A 20,446-nucleotide genomic window follows, 5' to 3' on the forward strand; every position below is an offset into this window, starting at 1 on the left:
TCAGTCCTGATAGTGGGGTGCGGGGGGACCGGGCGACGGCCCGAGCGCAGTGAGCCAACGGTTGTAGATCTGCGTCCACGTTCCGTCCTTCCCGATGCGCTCGAGCGTGCCGTTGACAGAGCGCACCAGGTCGTCGTCGTTCTTGTTCATGCCGATGCCGTACGGCGCGACCTCCATGACGGGGCCGACGATCTCCAGCGTCGGATCCTGCACCGCCATACCGAGCAGGAGGCCGTCGTCGGTGCTCACCGCATCTACCTGCCCTTGCTGGATGGCGACCAGGCAGTCACCCCAGTCGACCACGCTGACGATTTCGACGTCGGGCACTTCCCGCTGCACGGCGTACACCGCGGGGGTGTCGGCCACGGAACACACCCGCTTGCCCGCCAGGTCCGCCGGTTCGCTGATCCCGGAGTTCCGCGGCACGAGCAACCGCTGATGGGCCTCGAAATACTGGGTGGAGAAGGCGATCTGTTCAGCCCTGGCACAGGTCATCGTCGTGGACATGATGAACATGTCGACATCGGAAGTCTGTACCGACTTGATCCGGTCGGCCGGGTTGATCAGCCGGAACTCGACCTTCGCGGGGTCGCCGAGCAGATCACGGGCGACTTCGTGTGCAATGTCCACGTCGAAGCCCTCGAGCGTGCCGGTGGCGGGGTCGCGGTTGCTGAACAGGTAGTTGCGCTGGTCGACTCCGATGATCACCTTCCCCCGCGCGACGATCTCAGACACGGTGCCTCCGGGAGGAATGACGCCGGGCGGACTCGGGCGCAGGCTGGCGGTGGCATCGCAGTCCGCGACCCCGGGGACGGTCGTCGTCGGGGGAGGGACGATCGTCGCCGCGCTCGGCAGGGGCAGCGTGGTGTAGGTGCCGACAGGCGTCGGCGGCGGGGGGTGGGCGTCGGCGCATCCGACCAGCACACTTGCGCCGACCGCGCAGGCAACCGTCAACCAGCGACGTCCTTTCGGCCGCCGCGCGATGTTCGCGATGCTTCGTGCCGTCATGCTCATCATGTGGCCCCTGAAACCGTGGCCTTCTTCATCAGTTGTACTCGCTTTGTCACTGGTACTCGCTCAAACGGGGCCAGATGCCGGCGCCGACGGCGAATCCGCACAGCACGCCGAGCGTCGCACCGCCGACGTCGAGGTGGCTCAGCGACGAGGAGGAGCGCGCGATGTACTCGCTGGACTGCCCCCGCAGGCTCGCAATCCCACTTTCCAACGTGTCGTCGAGCCGGGTGAACTGCGCCGCCGCATCGTGCGGCCCGCCGCCCACTGCGACGTCGACCGCGCCGACGTAGTCTCCCGCGCCGAGTCGTTGGCGCTGGTCCCGGTGGGCGCTCTCCCAGCCGTCGAGCGCGGCGATGGCGTCGTTCAGCTGGGCATCCGCCGCATCGTTCTGTGCGGTCGTGGCCCGGAAACCGTCGAGTATCCGGGCGAGTTCCGCGGTGTGTTGGGCATATTCCTGTTCGCTCTGAGTGTCGGAATCCCGACGGAGCAGACCCAAGGTCTCGTCGGCGCGGGCCTGCTGGGCCAGGATTCGCGCCCGAACGAGCGCGTCCATCGACTCGGCGGACGCCATCTCGTTTGCGCTGGCGTTGGCCGAGAGCAGTCCGGCGATCGACAGCCAGATCGCCAGCAGGGCCATCAACGCCGAGGCCACGATCAGGCCCGGATTGAAACGGCGATGGCTGAGCCTGGTCAAATACATCTGGGCGCCGATCAGCGCGACCAGCGTGAACATACACAGCGCGATCGTGGTCCACGGCGGCCGAGCAAGGCTCTGTTGGGTGTTCGCTTGGGCGTCGGCCTGTTTGGTGTACAGATGCTGCGCCGCCGGCAGCATGGTGTCGTGCATCAGCGCGGAAGACTCGTTGATGTACGAGACCCCGACCGCGTTTCCGACCCGGCTGTTCGCACGTGCAGTAGAGGCGATTCCGGTGTACGTGGACAGGCCTCTGGAGATCTCCGCGAGCAACTCCTGCGACTGCGTGTCGTTCGCCGAGATGCCGTTCGCCGCCGAGATCAGTGCGGTCGACGCCTCGCCGATCGCCTGACGGTAGCGGTATCGGATGGCCTGCGGTGCCACTCTGCCCGAGAGGAACCCTGCCGTGGCGGCCGCATCCGCGATCGACAGCGAGCTGTAGAGCTCCTGGGCGGAGTTGGTGAGTGGCCCTGTCTCCAGATGCAGGGTGTCGATCCGCTTCTCGCGGGCGACGATCGCGACGGAAGTCAGGGCGCCCGCGAGGAGCACGATCGTGATCAACCCCACCCCGATGAGCGCCAGCTTGCCGGGCGTGGAGGAGACCAACCCGCGCGCCGACCGAGGACTGGGCTCGGGATCGATGAGACGCGTTTCGTCGAGAGTTGGGCCTGGACCGGCCGTGCCGGAACCGCGGCGGAGAAACACCGGCGTCACTCCTCCCGGGCGGTGAGGGTTCGACTTCCGACGGTGGCGATCCAATCCGCGTGATTCACCGCCGACGGTCGGGAGATGCGACAACGAATACGTGGCCGGGTCTGCCCGTACCCATCTTCCTACCGTCGGCGCCGTGGCGGGTGGATCCGGTCGACCATCGCCGTCGGTACGCTGGATCTGTCGGTAGGTCGACTGGCAGAAAACTCGAAGCGACGGTGGGTGTGGACGTGTGGGTGACCGAACTGTGAACGACCGAACGGTCGGCGGGAAGGCCGGCGCCGGGTCGGGCCACGACGGCTTCCATCCGATCGAGGCACTCGAAGAAGTCGAGAACCGCTGGCGCCGTCGACGCCGGCGGATCGCCGCGAACACCTCACTGAATCTCGCCTACCGGATCGGTGTCGGGATCGTCGGTCTCCTCGTTCTCTCGGCCGGAATCGTGGCAATTCCGTACCCCGGGCCGGGTTGGCTGATCGTCTTCGCCGGGCTGGGCATCCTCGCGTCCGAATTCGCGTGGGCGCACCGATTGCTGCACTGGGTACGCGCTCGCTACGACCGCTTCATGGTGTGGTTCTCGCGCCAGTCCGTCGTCATCAAGGCACTCGGCGTGCTCTTCACCACGATCGTCGTCATCGCGACTCTGTGGGTGCTCGGCACGTTCGGCCTGATCGGAACGTGGGTGGGGCTCGATCAGTCGTGGTTGGAGAGCCCCCTGTAGCCGTCTGTCGGCGCGACGGCGGGACGGTGCCACTGATGGCGACGCGGTGCCGATAACATGGGATCGCCCCTCATCCCGGGGCACACCCTCATACCTAGGAGCGCATCGCCGTGACCACGCCCGCATCCGCCACCCCAGCCGCACGCGTCCGAGTGCCCGCCGGGACGACCGCGGGCACGGCGGTGCGCGAGGCCGGACTGCCCGGTAAGGGCTCCGACGCCGTCGTCGTCGTCCGCGATGCCGAGGGTCAGCTCAAGGACCTGTCCTGGATTCCCGACGTCGACGTCGAGGTCGAGGCGGTTGCCGCCGACACCGAGGACGGCCGCAGCGTGATCCGGCACTCGGCCGCGCACGTCCTCGCGCAGGCCGTGCAGCAGGAGTTCCCCGAGGCCAAGCTCGGCATCGGCCCGCCGATCAAGGACGGCTTCTACTACGACTTCCAGGTGGACCGCCCGTTCACGCCGGAGGATCTGGCGAAGCTCGAGAAGCGGATGAAGAAGATCATCAAGGATGCGCAGCGCTTCTCCCGCCGCGTCGTCGACGACATCGAGGACGCCCGCACCGAACTCGCGAACGAGCCGTTCAAGCTCGAGCTCATCAGCGACAAGTCGGGCATCGACGACCCCGAGGTCATGGAGGTCGGCGGCAACGAGCTGACGATCTACGACAACCTCAATCCGCGCACCGGCGAGGTGATCTGGAAGGACCTGTGCCGCGGCCCGCACATCCCGACCACGAAGTACATCCCGGCGTTCAAGATCACCCGCAGCTCGGCCGCGTACTGGCGCGGTGATCAGAGCCGTGAGGACCTGCAGCGCGTCTACGGCACGGCGTGGGAGTCGACCGAAGCGCTCGACAAGCACCTCGAGCTGCTCGCCGAGGCCGAGCGTCGCGACCACCGCAAGCTCGGTGCCGAGCTGGACCTGTTCTCCTTCCCCGACGAGCTGGGCTCCGGCCTGCCGGTGTTCCACCCCAAGGGCGGCATCATCCGTCAGGAGATGGAGAACTACTCCCGCCAGCGCCACGTGCAGGAGGGCTACGAGTTCGTCTACTCGCCGCACATCACCAAGGGACATCTGTACGAGGTCTCCGGTCACCTCGACTGGTACCGCGACGGCATGTTCCCGGCGATGCACATCGACGAGGAACTCAACGAGGACGGCACGGTGCGCAAGCCGGGCCAGGACTACTACCTCAAGCCGATGAACTGCCCGATGCACAACCTGGTCTTCGGGTCGCGTGGCCGTTCGTACCGCGAGCTGCCGCTGCGGCTGTTCGAGTTCGGTTCGGTGTACCGCTACGAGAAGTCCGGCGTCGTGCACGGCCTCACGCGCGTCCGCGGCATGACGCAGGACGACGCGCACATCTACTGCACCAAGGAGCAGATGCGCGACGAGCTGACCACGACGCTGAAGTTCGTGCTGGGCCTGCTCAAGGACTACGGCCTCGACGACTTCTACCTGGAGCTGTCGACCAAGAACCCCGACAAGTTCGTGGGCGACGACGCGCTGTGGGAAGAGGCGACCGAGACGCTGCGCGAGGTCGGTGAGGCGTCCGGGCTGAACCTGGTGCCGGATCCGGGCGGAGCCGCGTTCTACGGCCCCAAGATCTCCGTGCAGGTGCAGGACGCACTGGGCCGCAGCTGGCAGATGTCGACCATTCAGCTCGACTTCAATCTGCCCGAGCGGTTCGACCTCGAGTTCACCGGTTCGGACGGCACCAAGCAGCGACCGGTGATGATCCACCGCGCGCTGTTCGGCTCGATCGAGCGGTTCTTCGGCGTGCTCACCGAGCACTACGCGGGCGCGTTCCCGGCGTGGCTCGCGCCCGTCCAGGTGGTCGGTATCCCGGTCGCCGAGGCGTTCGAGGATCACCTGTTCGACGTCGTCAAGCAGCTCAAGGCCGCCGGCGTTCGGGCCGACGTGGACGTCAGCGACGACCGCATGCAGAAGAAGATCCGGAACCACACCACCCAGAAGGTGCCGTTCATGCTGCTCGCGGGCGAGCGGGACGTCGAGGCGGGCGCGGTCAGCTTCCGCTTCCGTGACGGCACCCAGGTCAACGGCGTACCGGTCGCGGATGCGGTCGAGACGATCGTGTCGTGGATCGGCCGTCGCGAGAACGCCTCGCCCACAGCCGAACTCGTCGGCGGTGCCCAGTGACCGAGCAGTCGAACGGCACCAACGAAGCCGGTGCGCTCGTCGACACGGGTCCGGGTGACCCGGATCGGCTGCAGCGGCTGTGGTCGCCGCACCGCATGTCGTACATCGCGGAGGCGCCCAAGACGTCCAGCACGAGCGAGGGCCCGTTCAGCGAGATCCCGAAGATGAGCGACGAAGAGGGGCTCATCGTCGCTCGTGGCGAGTCGGTGTACGCGGTGCTCAACCTGTACCCGTACAACCCCGGTCACCTGATGGTGGTGCCGTACCGGCGGGTCGCGGCGATCGAGGATCTGACGCCGGAGGAGAGCGCCGAGCTGATGGCGTTCACGCAGAAGGCGATCCGGGTCATCAAGCGGGTCTCGCGTCCGGACGGCTTCAACGTAGGACTCAATCTCGGGGCGGCGGCCGGAGGTTCGCTGGCCGAGCACCTGCACCAGCACATCGTTCCGCGCTGGGGTGGGGACGCGAACTTCATCACCATCCTCGGGGGTGCGAAGGTGATGCCGCAGTTGCTGCGCGAGACGCGTGCGCTGCTCGCGGGGGCCTGGAACGAGTGATCGACAGAGTCGGCCGGGTCCCTCGGGGATTCGGAATGGCAGGATCGGAAGCCGGGTCCGACAGGGCCCGGCACCTCTACCGGTGGCGAGAGGGGGGAGCGGAATGCTGAGTTTCTTCGGCCGTGCGTCGGTGTCCAAGGTGACGGCGCCGATGGGTCAGGCACTGGTGAAGACCGGGCTGACGCCGGACACGGTGACGGTGATCGGCACCGTCGCGAGTATCGCGGGTGCGCTCACGCTCTTCCCGTCCGGTCATTTGTTCTGGGGAACCATCTTCATCTGGTTCTTCGTGATGTTCGACATGCTCGACGGTGCCATGGCGCGTGCCCGAGGGGGCGGCACGCGCTACGGGGCGGTGCTCGATGCCACGTGCGACCGGATCGCCGACGGCGCGATCTTCGCCGGTCTGGCGTGGTGGGCCGTCTACCACGAGAACAGCAAGAGCCTGCTGATCGCGACATTGATCTGCCTCGTGAGCTCGCAGGTGATCTCGTACGCGAAGGCGCGGGCGGAGGCCAGCGGCCTGTCCGCGGACGGTGGGCTCATCGAGCGTCCGGACCGGTTGATCATCGTGCTCGTCGGTGCCGGACTCACCGGTATCGCAGGACATTTCGACATCGGCTGGTTGCACTGGGCGGTCTACGTCGCGATGTGGATCCTCGCCGTCGCGAGCATCATCACCGTCTTCCAGCGTGTCCTCGCGGTACGTAATTCGGCGGGTGCGCGGGATCTGCTGCCGATCGCACCGAAGGGTGTCGACGAGAAGCCCGGTGGCGGAGAGGAATCCGCGTCGTGAGTTTCTCGGAACGGGTGACGGATCTCGGCTACGCGACGGGGTGGCGCGTCGTCCGAGCCCTGCCCGAGCGGGTGGCAACGGCATTGTTCGACGCGGGTGCCGACTTCGCGGCACGCCGGAACGGTGGCCCGCAGCAGTTGCGCCGGAACCTCGCTCGGGTGCTGGGTGTGCCAGCCGAGGACGTGCCGGACGAGGTGATCCGGGACTCCCTCCGGTCGTACGCCCGCTACTGGCGGGAAGCGTTCCGCCTGCCGTCGATGGATCTGGAGGCGACCGCGGCGGCGATCGATTCGAGTGTCGAGGGTCAGGAGTACCTCGAACACGCGATGGCCCAGGGCCGCGGTGCGGTACTGGCCTTGCCACACACCGGCAACTGGGACATGGCCGGCGTGTGGTGCACCCAGAACTGGGGTGGTCTGTCGACCGTGGCCGAACGCCTGAAGCCGGAGTCGCTGTACCAGCGCTTCGTCGACTACCGCGAGGGGCTCGGATTCGAGATCTTCCCACTCAGCGGTGGCGAGACCCCGCCGTTCGGCGAGCTCGCGGCACGCCTGCGGGACAACAAGATCGTGTGCCTGCTCGGCGAGCGGGACCTGGCCGCCAGGGGGGTTCCGGTCACGTTCTTCGGTGAACCGACCCGGATGCCCGCCGGGCCGGCGAAGCTCGCGATCGAAACCGGTGCGGCCCTGTTGCCCGTGCACTGCTGGTTCACGGACGACGGTTGGGGTTTCTCGGTCGATCCGCCGATCGACGTCTCGGGCGGGCTGAGCGCCGCCACCCAGGCGTTGGCGTCGCGTTTCGAGACGAACATCGCGGCGCACCCGGCAGACTGGCACATGCTCCAACCGCTGTGGATGGACGACCTGTCGGCAGCCCGCCGGGCCCGGATGGAGTCGCGATGAAGATCGGCATGGTCTGCCCGTACTCCTTCGACGTTCCGGGCGGTGTGCAGGCGCACGTCGTCGAACTGGCACAGGTGCTGATCGAACGCGGTCACAAGGTGAGCGTCCTCGCGCCGGCGTCCGAGGGCACCGAACTCCCGGATTTCGTGGTCTCGGCCGGTCGGGCCGTCGCGATTCCCTACAACGGTTCGGTGGCCCGACTGACGTTCGGCCCCGTCTCCTATGCGCGGGTGCGCCGCTGGATCGCCGACAACGATTTCGACGTGCTCCACATCCACGAACCCAACGCGCCGAGCCTGTCGATGCTCGCAATGAAGATCGCGGAGGGGCCGATCGTCGCGACGTTCCACACGTCCACCACGAAATCGTTGGTGCTCAGCACTTTCCAGGGCGTCCTACAGCCCTATCTCGAGAAGATCAGCGGCCGGATCGCGGTGTCGGAACTGGCGCGTCGCTGGCAGGTCGAGTCGCTCGGCTCCGATGCGGTGGAGATCCCGAACGGCGTGGATGTGCCGGCGTTCGCGAACGCCGTACCGCTGCCCGGCTATCCGCGCCCCGGCAAGACGGTCCTGTTCCTCGGACGCTACGACGAATCCCGCAAGGGCATGGCGGTGTTGTTGGGGGCGCTGCCGACGCTCGCCGAGAAGTACCCGGACATCGAGATTCTCGTGGTGGGTCGCGGCGACGAGGACAAACTCCGCAAGGAAGCCGGACGGTACGCCCGGCACCTGCGCCTGCTCGGGCAGGTGAGCGACGCGGAGAAGGCGTCGGCGCTGCGCAGCGCCGACGTGTACTGCGCGCCCAACCTCGGCGGCGAGAGCTTCGGCATCGTGCTGGTGGAGGCGATGGCCGCCGGGACCCCGGTCGTGGCCAGCGAACTGGACGCGTTCCGCCGGGTGCTGCGCGACGGCACCGCGGGCCTGTTGGTGCCGGTCGGCGACTCGGTGTCGCTCGCCGCCGCGATCGACGGCGTCCTCGGCGACGACGGCCGCCGTCGCGCGCTCACCGACGTGGCGAGTGTGGTGGTGGCCGAGTACGACTGGCCGGTGGTCGCCGAGCAGATCCTGCGGGTCTACGAGACGGTCACCGTCGGCGGCAGCGGCGTCCGTGAGGTTCGCTCGTGACATTCTCCGCGATGACGATCCTGATCCTCGCGCTGGTTGCCGCGGTGATCGTGACGGTCGGGGCGTGGGCCTATGCGACCGCCAATCGGCTCGACCGGTTGCACGTGCGCTCCGATCTGTCCTGGCAGGCCCTCGATGCCGCGCTCGCGCGCCGGGCCGTCGTGGTCCGCGCGATCGCGTCGGCGATGACGTCCACCTCGGTCGAGGGCAAGCGACTGTCGGCGTTGGCGGACCAGGCCGAACGGGCGGACCGGGCGCATCGAGAGGTCGCCGAGAACGCGCTGTCCGGCGCTCTGACGGCGCTCGACACCCATCGTCTGCGACCCCAGCTGGTCGCCGAGCTGGCCGACGCCGAGGCGCGGGTACTGATCGCGCGGCGCTTCCACAACGACGCCGTGCGCGACACCCTCGCCCTGCGCACGCGCCGACCGGTGCGGTGGCTCCACCTGGGCGGTACCGCACCGCTGCCGACGTACTTCGAGATCGCCGAACGGTCCGAGCCGTCGGGGCTCGAGCTCGCCGAGGTCCGGACCTCGGCGCGGGTGGTGCTGCTCGACCGCAACGGTCGGGTCCTGCTCATGCGGGGCCACGATCCCGCGACCCCCGAGGTGTCGTTCTGGTTCACGATCGGCGGTGCCGTGGAGACGGGGGAGACCCTCCGTGCGGCGGCGGTGCGTGAGATCGAGGAGGAGACCGGTCGTGTGGTCCCGCCGGACGCCCTGCGCGGTCCGTTGTGGCGGCGCGTCGCGATCTTCCCGTTCGCGGGTGAACTGATCCGGTCCGAGGAACTGTTCTTCGCCGCGCAGACCGACGAGTTCGTCCCGCACCGAGGCGGATTCACCGAACTGGAACAGCGCACGATCAGCGAACACCGGTGGTGCACCGGGGCCGAGATCCGTGCGATCCAGAACGGTGGGGAGGCGGTGTATCCGCAGGATCTGCCCGATCTGCTGGAGGAGGCGAACATGGCGGTTATCCGGATCGAAGAACCCGAGGTTCGCGCGATCCGGTGATGTGACCGACGCCACAGCAAGCCAGCTATCTGGCACTGGATATGGGTGGTTCCGCGACGGCGTCCTAGAATTGCCAATGCGCTGCGGTGCCGCGACGGCCCGTCAGCGTCAGAAGTGTCAGATCTTCATCCGAAGCCGGCGAGAACCCAGGAGTTTGCTGTGAGCACCCCCGACACCACCCCCACTACCGGCACTGCACGCGTCAAGCGGGGCATGGCCGAGATGCTCAAGGGCGGCGTCATCATGGACGTGGTCACCGCCGAGCAGGCCAAGATCGCCGAGGACGCCGGCGCTGTCGCGGTCATGGCGCTCGAGCGTGTGCCCGCCGACATCCGCGCGCAGGGCGGCGTCTCGCGCATGTCGGACCCGGACATGATCGACGGCATCATCGAGGCCGTCTCCATCCCCGTGATGGCCAAGGCCCGCATCGGCCACTTCGTCGAGGCGCAGATCCTGCAGTCCCTCGGCGTGGACTACATCGACGAGTCCGAGGTCCTCACCCCGGCCGACTACGAGAACCACATCGACAAGTTCTCGTTCACCGTCCCGTTCGTGTGTGGCGCCACCAACCTCGGCGAGGCCCTGCGTCGCATCAACGAAGGCGCGGCGATGATCCGCTCCAAGGGCGAGGCCGGCACCGGCGACGTCTCCAACGCCACCACCCACATGCGCAAGATCCGCCAGGAGATCCGCCGCCTGACCTCGCTGCCCGAGGACGAACTGTACGTCGCGGCCAAGGAACTGCAGGCCCCCTACGACCTCGTCGTCGAGGTCGCCAAGGCCGGCAAGCTGCCCGTCACCCTGTTCACCGCCGGCGGCATCGCGACCCCCGCGGACGCGGCGATGATGATGCAGCTCGGCGCCGAGGGCGTGTTCGTCGGCTCCGGCATCTTCAAGTCCGGCAACCCCGCCGAGCGCGCCGCCGCGATCGTCAAGGCCACCACCTTCCACGACGACCCCGACGTGCTCGCCAAGGTCTCCCGCGGACTCGGCGAGGCCATGGTCGGCATCAACGTCGACGACATCCCGCAGCCGCACCGCCTCGCCGAGCGCGGCTGGTGATCTGACTTCGGTCGATCGAGATCTCTGACGCGGTGAGGGCCCGAAGCGGCCCTCACCGCGTTTCTCTTTGCGCGTTGCTAGCCTGATCCATCGGCGAAAGGGACCGTCATGGCGAAGATCGAACAGATCCTGGAACTCGAGCGACTCGAGAAGGACATCTTCCGCGGTTTCGCAACCGAGACGATGCTCCCGCGGACCTTCGGCGGCCAGGTGGCCGGCCAGGCGCTGGTGTCCGCGGTGCGCACCGTGGACGAACAGTTCCACGTCCATTCGCTGCACGGGTACTTCCTGCGCCCGGGCAACCCGGTGATGCCGATCGTCTACCTGGTGGACCGGATCCGGGACGGCCGCTCGTTCGTGACGCGGCGGGTCACAGCAGTTCAGGACGGCCAGGCGATCTTCACGATGTCCGCCTCGTTCCACGTCCTCGACGAGGGAATCGAGCACCGGGACGAGATGCCGCCGGTGCCCGATCCGGAGGACCTGCCGGACGCGTCGACCCTCACGTCGGAGGAGCAGTCGTGGGAGTTCCGCGAGTGGGCCGATTGGGACCTGCGGTACGTGCCGGCCGAGCAGATCCAGCGCCGTCGCGGGGTGCCGGTGCAGCAGCAGGTGTGGTTCCGGTCCCGCGAGGCGCTCCCGGACGACCCCGTCTTCCACATCTGCACCCTCGCGTACATGAGTGACATGACGCTGCTGGCCTCGGCGAGCACCACCCATCCGGACGCGCAGATCCAGAGCGCGTCACTCGATCACGCGTTGTGGTTCATGCGGCCGTTCCGGGCCGACGACTGGCTCCTCTACGACCAGTCGTCGCCGTCGGCGGGCTTCGGGCGCGCGCTCACCCAGGGCCGCATCTTCAACCGCGAAGGTGTTCTGGTGGCCGCGGTGGTTCAGGAAGGGCTCACCCGGTTCCTGCGGCGGGACTGATCGCGGGCGTCCGGCGCGTGCACCGGCGTCCTCGCGCGGCTGATAGCGTTTCCGGGGTCAATAGCCTCGAATAGTGCAGGAATTTCACTCGTGACAAATCAACCGACGATCGGCGTGCTCGCACTACAAGGCGACGTTCGCGAACACCTCGCGGCACTCGAATCGAGTGGGGCGCGAGCGATCGGTGTGCGCAGGCTCGCGGAACTCGAATCCGTGGACGGACTGGTCATTCCGGGCGGTGAGTCGACGACCATGAGTCGGTTGCTGACGGTCTTCGAACTGCTCGAGCCGCTCCGTGCCCGACTCAAGGCCGGCATGCCCGCCTACGGTTCGTGCGCGGGCATGATCCTGCTCGCCAGTGAAGTCCTCGACACGCGGCCCGACGCCGAGCACCTCAACGGTCTCGATATGGCGGTGCGGCGCAACGCTTTCGGTCGCCAGGTGGATTCGTTCGAGGCCGATCTCGATTTCGACGGCATCGACGGCGACCCGGTACGCGCCGTGTTCATCCGCGCCCCGTGGGTGGAGCGGGTCGGTCCCGGCGTCGACGTGCTGGCGCGGGTACCGGAAGGCCCTGCCGCCGGACACATCGTCGCGGTGCGGCAGGGCGCTGTCCTGGCCACGTCGTTCCATCCCGAGGTCACCGGGGACCGGCGTGTGCACGGGCTTTTCGTGGACATGGTGCGGGGGAACTGACCCCCGCACCGGGTCACCGGCGGGCGACCGTCACCACGCGTTCAGGGTGTCCAGGATCTGGGGACGGGACTTCCACAGTTCCTCCGACCAGTACCCCCACGCGTGGGTGCCGCGGGGGGTGAAGTCGTACGTCGCGGGAATACCGAGGCTGTCCAACCGAACCTGGAATGAGCGCGTGTTCGCCCAGGCGATCGTCTCGAGTCCCATGGCGTTGGACGTGTTGAACGAGGTCACCGAGCCGGACGAGCCCAGCGATCCCGACAGGTCGGACGATCCCAGTGAGCCGAGCAGCGCACCTGGGGCGTCGTACTGTCCGGGCAGTCCGTTGCCCGACGCGATGTACAGCGACAGGCCGCGAAGCTGCGGTGCGAACACGAACGGGTCGTTGCGCATCCAGGCCCCGTTCCAGGGCGGACCCCACATCGAGTCGGAGTTGTAGCCACCGGAGTCGAGCATCGCGATGCGGATCAACTCGCGCATGCCGGGAGCCGACAGATTGAGGTAGCCGGAGTACGAACCGGCGAACTTGAACTGGTCGCGGTGATACGCGGCGAGGGTCAGTGCGGCCGAGCCGCCCATCGACAGACCGGTCACCGCGTTGTTGCTGCGCGAGACGCCGCGGGTTTCGAGGTACGCGGGCAGATCCCGGGTGAGGAACGTTTCCCACTTGTAAGTGATCTTCTGCCCGTTGAAGTTGCTGGGCGCGTACCAGTCCGAATAGAAGCTGGACTGGCCGCCGACCGGCAACACCAGGGTGACGTTGTCGAGGCGGAACTGGTCGAACGCGTTGGTCTCGAAGCTCCACGCGTTCGCGTCGTCGCGGGCGCGCATGCCGTCGAGCAGGTACAGCGCGGCGTTCCCGCCGCGCGACGCCCACTGGATCTGGACCTTGATCGGGCCCATCTCCGAATTGACGAACACTTCCTCGTAGCCGCCCGCCGGCGCGGCCGATGCGACCGGGGCCCCAGCGATGGCCGCGAACAGCGGAAGCGCGAGTGCCGCTGCTGCGACACCGATCAGACGCTTCTTCAGTCGCTTCGAGAAACCTGCTCTGTCAGTGCGCATTCGTTCGCCTTCCCCCAACGGCCCGGCATGTTGTCGTGTGCGCCCCCGCGCGAAATGCCGTTCCGTCGTCATCGATGTCCAGTCACGGATGTCCCTGGAAGGCTTCCAACGAACCGGACGGACTGTCCACCGAACCTATCAAGAGGTATCGGATCGTGACCTTCACTCGGAGGCGGTGTATCCGGCGTGGAGAGGTATGCAGGTAGCATCGAACATCCGACAAATGTGCAGTCGATTTCGTCGTGGGATTTGTCGTATCTGCCACGGCGCACTGCAGGAAGGGGCTCCCACGAATGAGCGGCCACTCCAAATGGGCCACCACCAAGCACAAGAAGGCCGTGATCGACGCCAAGCGCGGCAAAGCCTTCGCGAAGCTGATCAAGAACATCGAGGTGGCGGCTCGTACCGGTGGCGGTGACCCGGCGGGCAACCCGACGCTGTACGACGCCATCCAGAAGGCCAAGAAGACCTCGGTTCCCAACGACAACATCGAGCGTGCGCGCAAGCGCGGTGCCGGTGAAGAGGCGGGCGGCGCGGACTGGCAGACCATCATGTACGAGGGCTACGGCCCGAACGGTGTCGCGGTGCTCATCGAATGTCTCACCGACAACCGCAACCGTGCGGCCGGTGAGGTCCGTACCGCGATGACCCGCAACGGCGGCAACATGGCCGATCCGGGCTCGGTGTCCTACCTCTTCACCCGCAAGGGCGTCGTGGTGCTCGAGAAGAACGGTCGCACCGAGGACGATCTTCTGGAGATCGTGCTCGAGGCCGGCGCCGAGGAGATCAACGATCTTGGCGACTCGTTCGAGATCGTGTGCGAGGCCGGGGACCTGATCCCCGTGCGCACCGCGCTCGTCGATGCCGGCGTCGACTACGAGTCGGCCGACCCCGACTTCCGGGCATCCGTGGAGGTCCCCGTCGACGTCGAGGGCGCCCGCAAGGTGTTCAAGCTGGTCGACGCTCTCGAGGAATCCGACGACGTCCAGAACGTCTACACCAACGTGGACGTCTCCGACGAGGTTCTCGCCGAACTCGACGCGTAGTTCCACCTCGCGCAGCGGACGCTCCGGCGCCCGGCTGCGTGTTGGTACATCCACCCGCGCCCACCTCCCGCTATGATCGAACAGCTGTTCGGAAATGGCGAGAGGTGGGCGCGTGCGTGTTCTGGGAGTCGACCCCGGCCTGACGCGGTGCGGGTTCGGCGTCGTGGACTCCGGTCGAGGTCGTGCGGTGATACCCGTCGCGGTGGACGTCGTTCGCACGCCGCCGGACATGGAGCTGTCCCAGCGCCTGCTGGGGATCTCGAATGCCGCCGACGAGTGGCTCGACAGGTACCGGCCCACCGTCGTCGCCGTCGAGCGGGTGTTCTCGCAGCACAATGTGCGGACCGCGATGGCGACCGCGCAGGCCGGCGGGGTCGTCGCGTTGGCTGCGGCCAAGCGGGGGATCGATGTGTGCTTCCACACCCCCAGCCAGGTCAAGGCGGCCGTCACGGGCAGCGGAACCGCGGACAAGAAGCAGGTGACCGCGATGATCACCCGCATCCTGGGGCTCGATACCGCGCCCAAACCGGCCGACGCGGCGGACGCGCTCGCGCTCGCGATCTGCCATTGTTGGCGCGCTCCGATGCTCGATCGGATGGCCGCGGCCGAGGCCGCCGCCGCCGAACAGAAGCGACGGTACGAAATGCGGCTGAAGCAAGTCGCCGCGGGGAAGGCAGGAACACGGTGATCGCTTCGGTACGGGGTGAGGTCCTCGAGATCGGGTTGGACCACGCGGTGATCGAGGCCGCGGGCGTCGGCTATCGCGTCAACGCCACACCCGCCACGTTGGCGACGCTGCGCCGCGGTGACGATGCACGACTGCTGACCGCGATGATCGTCCGTGAGGATTCGATGACGCTGTACGGCTTTGCCGACGCGGAATCCCGGGATCTGTTCGGCCTCCTGCAGACGGTGTCCGGTGTCGGCCCACGGCTGGCGATGGCGATCCTCGCGGTGCTCGAGCCCGTGGCCCTGCGCAAGGCACTCGCCGAGGGCAATGTCACGGCCTTGACCCGGGTGCCCGGCATCGGCAAGCGCGGCGCGGAGCGGATGGTCGTCGAGTTGCGGGACAAGGTCGAGGCCGTCCCGGCTGCCGGGGACCTGCCGGGCGCGGCGCCGGGCGGATCTCCGAGTGTCGTGCGCGATGACGTCGTCGAGGCGCTCACCGGACTGGGCTTCCGGCTCGACCAGGCCGAGAAGGCGACCGACACGGTCGTGGCCGCCGACCCGACCGCCACGACGTCGGTCGTGCTGCGCTCCGCGCTGGCGCTGCTCGGTAAGACACGATGAATTTCGACGCCGGGCACGGCGACGAAGCGTCGGACATCCACGCCGACGGGTCTGCCGGTTCCGAGGTCACCGCCAACTTCGTCGCGTCGGACGGTGAGATCGAGGCCAGCCTGCGGCCCAAGAGCCTGACCGATTTCATCGGCCAGCCGCGGGTGCGTGAACAGCTTCAGTTGGTGCTCACCGGCGCGAAGATGCGCGGCGGGACGCCGGACCACATCCTGCTTTCCGGTCCGCCCGGGCTGGGCAAGACCAGCATGGCGATGATCATCGCGGCCGAACTCGGGACGTCGCTGCGCCTCACGTCCGGGCCGGCGCTCGAGCGTGCCGGCGATCTCGCGGCGATGCTGAGCAATCTCGTCGAGGGCGACGTGTTGTTCATCGACGAGATCCATCGGATCGCGCGTCCCGCCGAGGAGATGCTGTACCTGGCGATGGAGGATTTCCGGGTCGACGTCGTGGTCGGCAAGGGGCCGGGTGCGACGTCCATTCCTCTCGAGGTGGCGCCGTTCACGCTGGTCGGGGCCACGACGCGGTCCGGCGCGCTCACCGGCCCGCTGCGCGACCGGTTCGGCTTCACCGCTCACATGGACTTTTACGAGCCCGCCGAGTTGGAGCAGATCCTGCTGCGGTCGGCGGGCATTCTCGGCGTCGATCTCGGACCCGAGGCGAGCGCGGAGATCGCCGGCCGATCGCGGGGCACACCCCGTATCGCGAACCGTCTGCTGCGTCGCGTCCGCGACTACGCGGAGGTGCGGGCCGACGGCATCGTCACCTGCGAGGTGGCCCAGGCGGCCCTCGCGGTGTACGACGTGGACGCTCTCGGTCTCGACCGTCTCGACCGGGCGGTGCTCGGCGCACTCGTGCGGAGCTTCGGCGGCGGACCGGTCGGTGTTTCGACGCTCGCCGTCGCGGTGGGGGAGGAGCCGGCGACGGTCGAGGAGGTGTGCGAGCCGTTCCTGGTGCGGGCCGGCATGATCGCCCGGACCCCTCGCGGTCGAGTCGCGACCGCGGCGGCGTGGGCGCAGCTGGGGTTGACCCCGCCACCCGATGCCGCAGTCGGCGGAATCGAGGTGCGTGCCCGGGAGCCGCAGCTGGGATTGTTCGACTCGGGGGAGCCCGACACCGAGGAACGCTGAGCGGGTTCGTCCGGCGCTCCCGTGACGCTTGTTCGGTATAAGCGAAATGGGATCGGTGCCGAATTCCCTTTCGACGGCCCTGCTAATGGCACACTGGTGGGTGGCGCGGCACCGACCCGGATCCGTGCCGTAGAAGTGTGTGACAACCCTGAGGACTGACTTTCCGATGCTCGAGTTGCTGTTTCCCGTTCTGATTCTCGCTCTGCTGGTGCCGATGTTCCTCGGCATCCGGCGCCAGAAGAAGGAGATGGCCAAGACCGCTGAACTCCAGGATTCCCTGCAGATCGGTGACCGGGTGATGACGACGGCGGGGCTGCACGCCACCGTCGCCGGCCTCGGCGACGGAACCGTCGACCTCGAGATCGCTCCCGGTGTCGTCACGACGTGGTCGCGCATGGTCATCCGTGAGCACCTCGTCGACGAGGACGCCGCCGGCGACGACGTGGTCGACGAGTCTGACGAGACGCCCGATGAAACGCAGCGTCGTCTGAACGGCGAGTAGTGCGTCGGCCGCCCCCGTAGGCAGGTTCAAGCCTGCCTACGGGGGCGTGTTCGCGCCTGGCTCGCCGAGAGGCAGTGAGAATCTGCGACCCATTGCGTCATTCACCTGAACCGCACGTACCGAGGAGACAGACAGACCGTGGCACCTTCGACAGGATCGGTGCATCCAGTGCGCGCGCTCGCCGTTTTCACGACGATCGTCGCCGCGCTGTATGCGTTGGTCTTCTTCACCGGAGACAAGTCCCCGACCCCGGAACTGGGGATCGACCTGCAAGGTGGGACACGAGTCACACTCACCGCGCGAACGCCTGACGGCAGCACTCCCAGCCAGGACAGCCTGCGTCAGGCACAGCAGATCATCGAGACCCGCGTCAACGGCCTGGGTGTCTCGGGCTCCGAGGTCGTGATCGACGGCGACAACCTCGTCATCACGGTCCCCGGCGACGACAGCTCGCAGGCCCGTTCGCTGGGACAGACCGCGCGTCTGTACATCCGTCCGGTGCTCGCCTCGCAGCCCGCGGCCGCGCCCGGCGCGCCGGTCCAGGCGCCGAACACGCAGGCCCCTGCTCCGACGGAGCCGAACACGACTCCGGGGGCGGAGGAGCCGGCGGCGCAGGAGCGCCCGTTCCCGGCGCAGAATCCCACCGAGCCGGCACCGTCGCCGACTCCGGTACCCGAGGCTCCTGCCACCCAGGCGCCGGAGCCCGGTTCGCCCGAGGCCGCGGCTGCGGAGATCTCGAAGGCCAAGGCCACCCGTCAGAGCGAGGACCCCGCGGTCCAGCAGCAGGCGATGGCCACGCTCGACTGCTCGGCGCCCGACCCGCTCCAGGGCAACGACGATCCGGCGCTGCCGTTGGTCGCGTGCTCCACTGACGGCACCACCGTGTACCTTCTCGCCCCGAGCATCATCGACGGCCAGGAGATCTCCGACGCGTCGTCCGGCTTCAACGCGCAGCAGTCGCGCTACGAGGTGAGCCTGAGCTTCAAGTCCAGTGGCAGCTCCACGTGGGCGCAGTTCACGTCGGCGAACATCGGTAAGCAGGCCGCCTTCACGCTCGACTCGAAGGTCGTCAGCGCGCCGGTCGTGCAGGGCGCGACCCCGGTCGGCAGCTCGACGTCGATCACCGGTCAGTTCACACAGACCCAGGCGCAGGAGCTCGCCAACACACTCAAGTACGGTTCGCTGCCGCTGTCGTTCGAGGCGTCGGAGGCCGAAACCGTCTCCGCGACCCTCGGCCTCCAGTCACTCGAGGCGGGTCTGATCGCGGGCGCCGTCGGTCTCGTGCTGGTGCTGGTCTACTGCCTCGTCTACTACCGCATGCTCGGCGTGCTCACGGCGCTCTCGCTCGTGCTGTCGGGCGTCATGGTGTACGCGGTGATGGTTCTGTTGGGCCGGTACATCGGCTTCACCCTGGACCTCGCCGGCATCGCGGGTCTGATCATCGGTATCGGTATGACCGCGGACTCGTTCGTGGTGTTCTTCGAACGCATCAAGGACGAGATGCGTGAGGGCCGCAGCTTCCGTTCGGCGGTGCCCCGCGGTTGGGCGCGCGCACGTCGGACGATCCTGTCCGGCAACGCGGTCAGCTTCATCGCGGCCGCGGTGCTGTACGCCCTCGCTGTGGGCCAGGTGCGTGGCTTCGCGTTCACGCTCGGCCTCACGACGATCCTCGACGTGGTCGTGGTGTTCCTGGTGACGTGGCCGCTGGTCTACATGGCGTCGAAGTCGCGCTTCTGGTCCAAGCCGAGCGTCAACGGGCTCGGGGCCGTCCAGCAGGTCGCCCGCGAACGCAAGATGGTCGCCGCGTCGACCTCCGCATCGTCCGACATGGAGGCATGAAGCAATGAGTGAGTCGAACACCTCCGCCGTCGACACGAACGTCACCGACGCCGGCGTCAACCAGGCACTGCTGCCGCACCACAGCTGGCTCCAGCGCCTGTACACCGGCACCGGTGGCTTCGAGGTCATCGGTCGCCGGAAGTTCTACTACCTGCTGACCGGCGCGATCGTCGCGTTGTCGCTGCTGAGCATCGTCGTTCGTGGATTCACACTCGGAATCGAGTTCGAGGGTGGCACTCGCATCCAGTTCCCGACGCCGGCCGGTGTCACCACCGAGCAGGTCGAGACGGTGTACTCGGACAGCCTCGGCAACGAGCCGGTGTCGGTCCAGACCGTGGGATCCGGTTCCAGTTCGTCGATCGAGATCCGCTCCGAGGCACTCGACGTCGCGCAGGTGGCCACGCTGCAGAATGCGCTGTTCGATGCGTTCCATCCTGAGGACAGCAACGGCAACCCGTCGAAGAACGCCATCAGTGTCGCGGACGTCAGTGAGACGTGGGGCGGCCAGATCACCCAGAAGGCGCTGATAGCGCTCGTGGTGTTCCTGATCATCGTCAGTATCTACATCGCGGTCCGGTTCGAACGCGACATGGCGATCGCGGCGATCATCTCGCTGTTCTTCGACATGATCGTCACCGCCGGCGTGTACTCGCTCATCGGTTTCGAGGTCACGCCCGCCACGGTGATCGGTTTCCTGACGATCCTCGGCTTCTCGCTCTACGACACCGTCGTCGTGTTCGACAAGGTCGAGGAGAACACCCGCGGCATCCTGCACCTGAACCGCCGTACCTACGCCGAACAGGCCAACCTGGCCGTCAACCAGACCCTGATGCGGTCGATCAACACGACGGTGATCTCGATCCTGCCGGTGCTCGGCCTGATGGTCGTCGCAGTGTGGCTCCTCGGTGTCGGCACGCTGAAGGACCTGGCGCTGGTGCAGCTCGTGGGCATCCTGGTCGGTGCCTATTCGTCGATCTTCACCGCGACCCCGATGCTGGTGAGCATCAAGGAGCGGTGGGGTCCCGTCGCCGCACACACCAAGAAGGTGCTGGCCAAGCGTGAGGCGGCGTCCGGTGTGAAGAGTGTTTCGGCCGAGCGGGTAGAGCCGCGGGTGCGTCCGACCGCGGGCGGTGCGCCCAGGCCGGGAGCCACGCCGACCGGAAAGCGCAACAAGAAGAGGCACTGA

The 20,446-nt window shown here is 67.5% G+C and carries 20 protein-coding genes; 17 read left to right on the forward strand and 3 right to left on the reverse strand.

Annotated features, from left to right (window positions below):
• Complete coding sequence (locus tag HUN07_RS11915) at positions 1 to 1,008, reverse strand: transporter substrate-binding domain-containing protein (RefSeq protein ID WP_254622907.1); 1,008 nt, start codon at positions 1,006 to 1,008, stop codon at positions 1 to 3.
• A 55-nt stretch (positions 1,009 to 1,063) separates the two neighbouring features.
• Positions 1,064 to 2,314, reverse strand: a complete 1,251-nt coding sequence (locus HUN07_RS11920; RefSeq protein WP_254622908.1) for a hypothetical protein — start codon at positions 2,312 to 2,314, stop codon at positions 1,064 to 1,066.
• A gap of 415 nt (positions 2,315 to 2,729) precedes the next feature.
• Here HUN07_RS11920 and HUN07_RS11925 point away from each other — a divergent pair, with 415 nt between their 5' ends.
• The 10 genes from HUN07_RS11925 (at position 2,730) to pdxT (ending at position 12,382) form a co-directional block, all read left to right on the forward strand.
• The gene (locus HUN07_RS11925) at positions 2,730 to 3,140 is read left to right on the forward strand and encodes a TIGR02611 family protein (RefSeq protein ID WP_174914651.1); all 411 of its coding nucleotides are present in this window, start codon (positions 2,730 to 2,732) and stop codon (positions 3,138 to 3,140) included.
• Positions 3,141 to 3,250: 110 nt separating this feature from the next.
• Positions 3,251 to 5,302 (forward strand): threonine--tRNA ligase, encoded by a 2,052-nt coding sequence (thrS, locus tag HUN07_RS11930; protein WP_114724174.1) that lies wholly within the window; start codon positions 3,251 to 3,253, stop codon positions 5,300 to 5,302.
• On the forward strand, positions 5,299 to 5,859 hold the full coding sequence (locus HUN07_RS11935; protein WP_302675483.1) for an HIT family protein: 561 nt from the start codon (positions 5,299 to 5,301) through the stop codon (positions 5,857 to 5,859). The genes thrS and HUN07_RS11935 overlap by 4 nt, the downstream gene beginning before the upstream one ends.
• Positions 5,860 to 5,962: 103 nt before the next feature.
• Positions 5,963 to 6,655 carry a phosphatidylinositol phosphate synthase gene (gene pgsA / locus HUN07_RS11940; RefSeq protein WP_114724172.1) on the forward strand — a complete coding sequence of 231 codons (693 nt, stop codon included), beginning with the start codon at positions 5,963 to 5,965 and terminating at the stop codon, positions 6,653 to 6,655.
• The gene (locus HUN07_RS11945) at positions 6,652 to 7,557 is read left to right on the forward strand and encodes a phosphatidylinositol mannoside acyltransferase (RefSeq protein ID WP_174909858.1); all 906 of its coding nucleotides are present in this window, start codon (positions 6,652 to 6,654) and stop codon (positions 7,555 to 7,557) included. Before pgsA ends, HUN07_RS11945 begins: the two co-directional genes overlap by 4 nt.
• Entirely contained in the window at positions 7,554 to 8,681 is a 1,128-nt protein-coding gene (locus HUN07_RS11950; RefSeq protein ID WP_114724170.1) for a glycosyltransferase family 4 protein, read from the forward strand. The genes HUN07_RS11945 and HUN07_RS11950 overlap by 4 nt, the downstream gene beginning before the upstream one ends.
• Entirely contained in the window at positions 8,678 to 9,694 is a 1,017-nt protein-coding gene (locus HUN07_RS11955; protein ID WP_114724169.1) for an NUDIX hydrolase, read from the forward strand. Before HUN07_RS11950 ends, HUN07_RS11955 begins: the two co-directional genes overlap by 4 nt.
• 159 nt (positions 9,695 to 9,853) lie before the next feature.
• On the forward strand, positions 9,854 to 10,756 hold the full coding sequence (pdxS, locus tag HUN07_RS11960; RefSeq protein ID WP_174909860.1) for a pyridoxal 5'-phosphate synthase lyase subunit PdxS: 903 nt from the start codon (positions 9,854 to 9,856) through the stop codon (positions 10,754 to 10,756).
• A 108-nt stretch (positions 10,757 to 10,864) separates the two neighbouring features.
• Positions 10,865 to 11,686 carry an acyl-CoA thioesterase gene (locus HUN07_RS11965; protein WP_174909862.1) on the forward strand — a complete coding sequence of 274 codons (822 nt, stop codon included), beginning with the start codon at positions 10,865 to 10,867 and terminating at the stop codon, positions 11,684 to 11,686.
• Between the two features lie 90 nt (positions 11,687 to 11,776).
• Positions 11,777 to 12,382 (forward strand): pyridoxal 5'-phosphate synthase glutaminase subunit PdxT, encoded by a 606-nt coding sequence (gene pdxT, locus HUN07_RS11970; protein ID WP_174909864.1) that lies wholly within the window; start codon positions 11,777 to 11,779, stop codon positions 12,380 to 12,382.
• Positions 12,383 to 12,412: 30 nt separating this feature from the next.
• Here pdxT and HUN07_RS11975 read toward each other — a convergent pair whose 3' ends face one another.
• Positions 12,413 to 13,447 (reverse strand): alpha/beta hydrolase, encoded by a 1,035-nt coding sequence (locus tag HUN07_RS11975; protein WP_174909866.1) that lies wholly within the window; start codon positions 13,445 to 13,447, stop codon positions 12,413 to 12,415.
• A gap of 293 nt (positions 13,448 to 13,740) precedes the next feature.
• Between HUN07_RS11975 and HUN07_RS11980 the strand changes: the two genes are divergently transcribed.
• The 7 genes from HUN07_RS11980 to secF all read left to right on the forward strand — a co-directional run bounded on the left by HUN07_RS11980 (position 13,741) and on the right by secF (position 20,446).
• The gene (locus tag HUN07_RS11980; protein ID WP_114722626.1) at positions 13,741 to 14,493 is read left to right on the forward strand and encodes a YebC/PmpR family DNA-binding transcriptional regulator; all 753 of its coding nucleotides are present in this window, start codon (positions 13,741 to 13,743) and stop codon (positions 14,491 to 14,493) included.
• Positions 14,494 to 14,605: 112 nt separating this feature from the next.
• Positions 14,606 to 15,181 (forward strand): crossover junction endodeoxyribonuclease RuvC, encoded by a 576-nt coding sequence (ruvC, locus tag HUN07_RS11985; RefSeq protein ID WP_114722627.1) that lies wholly within the window; start codon positions 14,606 to 14,608, stop codon positions 15,179 to 15,181.
• Positions 15,178 to 15,783 carry a Holliday junction branch migration protein RuvA gene (gene ruvA, locus HUN07_RS11990; protein ID WP_114722628.1) on the forward strand — a complete coding sequence of 202 codons (606 nt, stop codon included), beginning with the start codon at positions 15,178 to 15,180 and terminating at the stop codon, positions 15,781 to 15,783. The genes ruvC and ruvA overlap by 4 nt, the downstream gene beginning before the upstream one ends.
• A complete protein-coding gene (gene ruvB, locus HUN07_RS11995; RefSeq protein ID WP_254622909.1) occupies positions 15,780 to 16,919 on the forward strand; it encodes a Holliday junction branch migration DNA helicase RuvB in 1,140 nt (379 codons plus the stop codon). The genes ruvA and ruvB overlap by 4 nt, the downstream gene beginning before the upstream one ends.
• Positions 16,920 to 17,085: 166 nt before the next feature.
• A complete protein-coding gene (yajC, locus tag HUN07_RS12000; RefSeq protein WP_114722629.1) occupies positions 17,086 to 17,421 on the forward strand; it encodes a preprotein translocase subunit YajC in 336 nt (111 codons plus the stop codon).
• Positions 17,422 to 17,559: 138 nt separating this feature from the next.
• Positions 17,560 to 19,260 (forward strand): protein translocase subunit SecD, encoded by a 1,701-nt coding sequence (gene secD / locus HUN07_RS12005; protein WP_174909868.1) that lies wholly within the window; start codon positions 17,560 to 17,562, stop codon positions 19,258 to 19,260.
• Positions 19,261 to 19,264: 4 nt separating this feature from the next.
• Positions 19,265 to 20,446, forward strand: a complete 1,182-nt coding sequence (secF, locus tag HUN07_RS12010; RefSeq protein ID WP_114722631.1) for a protein translocase subunit SecF — start codon at positions 19,265 to 19,267, stop codon at positions 20,444 to 20,446.

The organism is Rhodococcus sp. W8901, from assembly GCF_013348805.1.
In the GTDB taxonomy this organism is placed as follows: Bacteria; Actinomycetota; Actinomycetes; order Mycobacteriales; family Mycobacteriaceae; genus Prescottella.